Here is a 3,128-nt window from a genome sequence, read left to right on the forward strand (position 1 = left end):
TCGGTAACTGCGATAGCCCTGAATTGCTGCCCTTGTCGCTTGCTGTTATATTGCCGAGGCGCTCCAATGGGCAAACTAGCGCCCCACAGCGCCTGCCCGCAGACACGCAGGCCGGAGCGAAAAGATCAGGCCGCGACGACGTCGAGACGTCCCGCCGCCCGTTGCAAGACAAGTGATACAGCGATAAACGCGCCACGCCCGTATCCCCCCGCCGCTCCCCGACGTCACGGGGCGGTGGCAGGCCACGGGACACGTTCAACAGCGTGCCGGAGGCCGGCGTCGGCGAATCGATGATTGCCAGGTGTTGGCGGTGACCGCAGGGCCGGATGGGTGACGCCCACCGAGACATGTCCTGCCTCCGCCCCGTACTCAACAGGCTCATGCCGCGGCGCTGCCCCACCGGGAGCGGCGCGGTCGGACGCAACTGCGCATCCGTGACATGCGCTGAGCACAGGCACGCAGCACACAGCGGTTCGCCACGTCGCGCTCGCCGGCGCCCCATAGTGCGAGTCAACATGAAACGGATGCTCATCAATGCGACCCAGCCTGAAGAGCTGCGCGTCGCGCTGGTCGATGGACAGCGCCTCTACGACCTGGACATCGAGTCCGGTGCCCGGGAACAGAAGAAGGCCAACATCTACCGCGGCAAGATCACCCGCATCGAACCCTCCCTGGAAGCCGCCTTCGTCGACTTCGGCGCCGACCGCCACGGCTTCCTGCCCCTCAAGGAGATCTCCCGGGAGTACTTCGTCAAGGAGCCCGACGGCCGCCCCAGCATCAAGGAGGTTCTGAAGGAGGGCCAGGAGGTCATCGTCCAGGTCGACAAGGAGGAGCGCGGCAACAAGGGCGCCGCCCTGACCACCTTCATCTCCCTGGCCGGACGCTTCCTGGTGCTGATGCCCAACAACCCCAAGGCCGGCGGCATCTCGCGGCGTATCGAGGGTGAGGAGCGCAGCCAGCTCAAGGAGGCGATGAACCAACTCAGCGTGCCTGACCGCATGGGCCTGATCGTGCGCACCGCGGGCATCGGCCGCAGCCCCGAGGAGCTGCAGTGGGACCTCGACTACCTGGTGCAGGTGTGGGAGTCGATCACCAGCGAGGCCGGCAAGCGCCCCGCCCCCTTCCTGATCTACCGCGAGTCCAACGTCATCATCCGCGCCATGCGCGACTACCTGCGTCAGGACATCGGCGAGGTGCTGATCGACAGCCCCGAGGTGCATGAGCAGGCGCTGGGCTTCATACGCCAGGTGATGCCCTCCTACCAGCAGAAGATCAAGCTCTACGCCGACGAGGTGCCCCTCTTCTCGCGCTTCCAGATCGAGTCCCAGATCGAGACCGCCTACGAGCGCGAGGTCAAGCTTCCCTCCGGCGGCTCCATCGTCATCGACCACACCGAGGCGCTGGTCTCCATCGACATCAACTCGGCGCGCGCCACCCGCGGCAGCGATATCGAGGAGACGGCGCTGCAGACCAACCTGGAGGCGGCCGACGAGATCGCCCGCCAGCTGCGCCTGCGCGACATCGGCGGCCTAGTGGTGATCGACTTCATCGACATGAGCCCGGCGCGCAACCAGCGCGAGGTCGAGAACCGCATGCGCGATGCCCTCAAGCTCGATCGCGCCCGGGTCCAGATCGGCCGCATCTCCCGCTTCGGGCTGATGGAGATGTCGCGCCAGCGCCTGCGCCCGTCGCTGGGCGAGACCAGCGGCGTGGTCTGCCCGCGCTGCAACGGCCAGGGCACCATCCGCGACGTGCGCTCCATCTCGCTCTCGATCATGCGCCTGATCGAGGAGGAGGCGATGAAGGAGCGCAGCGCCCAGATCCGCGCCATCCTGCCAGTGCCGGTGGCCACCTACCTGCTCAACGAGAAGCGTAACGTGCTGGCCGACATCGAGCGCCGCCAGGGCGTGCGCGTGGTGCTGCTGCCCAGCCCCGACATGGACACCCCCCACTACGACGTCCAGCGCCTGCGCGACGACCACGTCGACGAGGATGGCAGCCAGAAATCCAGCTTCGAGCTCTCCACCGAGACCGAGGTGGGCAAGGAGCCCGAGGCTACCTTCGGCAAGCCGGTGCAGCGCGCCGAGGCCGCGGTGAAGACGGTGATCCATCACGAGCCGGCCCCCGCCTCGCTGCAGCAGGAGGAGGCCCCAGCCCCCGCCAAGGCCGCGCCGCCCGCGCGCAGCGCCCCGCCGGTGGCCGTGGAGCCCCAGGGCGGCGTGCTCGGCCGCCTGGTCAAGGGCCTGACCAAGCTGCTCGGCGGCGACGAGGCACCCGACGCCGGCCGCCAGGCGGGGTCGCGCGCCGGCACCGATCAGGCGAAGGGCGAGCGCAAGCCGGCCGGACGTGACGAGTCGCGCAACGAGCGTGGCACTCGCCAGCGCCGCGCGCGCAACGACGAGCGTCGCGGCGGCGCCCGCAAGGAGAGCGAGCGCAGCGACGCCAGGGGCGACAAGGGCGATAGCGGCGACAACCGCGGCAATCGTGGTAGCCGCGGCCGTGGCCGCCAGGAGAACGGTCGTCAGGAACGCCAGGAAAGTGCCCGCCGCGACGACGGCCGCCCGGCTCGCCAGCAGGAGGGCAGCAAGGGGCGCGACGACGGCCGTCGCCAGGGCGGCGACAAGCGTGACAACCGCGCCAGCCAGAAGCCCGCCGAGCCCCGCCGCCAGGAGGAGAGCCGCAAGGCCGAGGAGCCGCGCGCCGAGGCCACTGTCGACGACGGCAAGCCCAAGCGCACCCGCAACAATCCGCGCAATCGCAGCCGCCAGCACGCCCTTAACCCCAAGGCGGTAGAGGAGCAGCAGCGCCTGCAGGCCGAGGCCCCGAAGGAGGAGGCCCCCAAGCAGGAAAACAAGCCGGAGGCACCGAAGGCCGACACCAAGGCCGAACAGCCCAAGGCAGACGCCAAGCCCGAGGCTCCCAAGGCCGAGCAGCCAAAGGCTGAAGCCAAGCCTGAGGCAACCGAGGCCGAACAGCCCAAGGCAGACGCCAAGGCCGAGGCACCCAAAGCCGACGCCAAGCCGGAGGCACCGAAGGCCGAAGACAAGCCGGAGGCACCCAAGGCCGAGGCCAAGTCCGAGGCGCCCAAGGCCGAGCGGCCAAAGGCTGAAGCCAAGCCTGAGGCACCC

At 69.2% G+C, this 3,128-nt stretch carries 1 protein-coding gene; it reads left to right on the forward strand.

The genetic code is table 11. The features are described from left to right. Positions 1-515 precede the first annotated feature (515 nt). Positions 516-3,128, forward strand: a 2,613-nt coding sequence (gene rne / locus Q673_RS23385) for a ribonuclease E (protein ID WP_043524390.1), incomplete at its 3' end; no start/stop codon positions are given.

The sequence above is a fragment of the Halomonas sp. PBN3 genome (assembly GCF_000475415.1).
Lineage (GTDB): Bacteria > Pseudomonadota > Gammaproteobacteria > Pseudomonadales > Halomonadaceae > Halomonas > Halomonas shengliensis.